Origin of the sequence: Microbacterium sp. SD291 (genome assembly GCF_017355365.1) — a bacterium.
In the GTDB taxonomy this organism is placed as follows: Bacteria; Actinomycetota; Actinomycetes; order Actinomycetales; family Microbacteriaceae; genus Microbacterium.
Map to the genome: position 1 here is coordinate 1 of NZ_JADIJR010000086.1, position 324 is coordinate 324.

The window sequence follows — 324 nt, forward strand, 5'->3', positions numbered from 1 at the left end:
CGACGAAAGCGGATCCGGCGCCGACTCTGGCGCCGACGGCGATGCCGACCGTGATGACTTGGGTGGCACCGACGCCGACGCCGACGCCGACGCCGCCGATGCCGAGGCCAAGGTCGTTCCGGAGGCGGGTCCGCCGGCGACGCCGGATGACCTCCGGCTGTTCGCGTCGGAGGTCGCGGCGGTGCTGGATCCGGATGGGGCGGAGCCGAACGACCGGAACGCGCAGCAGGGTCGGTATCTGTCGATCGGGCGGCAGCGGAACGGGCTGCACCCGATCCGCGGCAACCTCCTCCCCGACACCGCCGCACAGCTCCAGCTCATCAT

The 324-nt window shown here is 72.2% G+C and carries 1 protein-coding gene; it reads left to right on the top strand.

From position 1 onward, the window contains the following. Positions 1 to 58: 58 nt before the first annotated feature. Positions 59 to 324: DUF222 domain-containing protein (locus IPV10_RS16880; protein ID WP_207485835.1), on the top strand; the 266-nt coding region annotated here is incomplete at its 3' end.